We start from the raw sequence: 231 nt of genomic DNA on the forward strand, positions 1-231 counted from the left end.
CAGCCCCTTGCCTTTGAAGAAAAGCTCGACGCCGCCAACCCGGGCATCAGTTTCACCGCGTCGGGCGAACTGCTGCTGCAATCGCGCGGCCACTATCTGGTGGGCGGGGGGCGCGAACGGCAGTTCAGCTTCATCAAGGCCTGGGCCGCCGCGCCTGCGGACTGGCTGCTGGACCGGCTGGAAGACCGCTTCGTGTTGTACGGCGAATCCCTGTCGAAAAAGCACTCCGTG

1 protein-coding gene is annotated in these 231 nt (G+C 64.9%); it reads left to right on the top strand.

What is annotated here, in order from left to right; all coding sequences use genetic code 11:
• Positions 1 to 231, top strand: a 231-nt coding sequence (locus KVT32_RS31830) for an RNA ligase family protein (RefSeq protein ID WP_217619608.1), incomplete at both ends; no start/stop codon positions are given.

Origin of the sequence: Achromobacter sp. GbtcB20 (assembly GCF_019091095.1) — a bacterium.
Taxonomy (GTDB): domain Bacteria; phylum Pseudomonadota; class Gammaproteobacteria; order Burkholderiales; family Burkholderiaceae_B; genus Achromobacter; species Achromobacter mucicolens.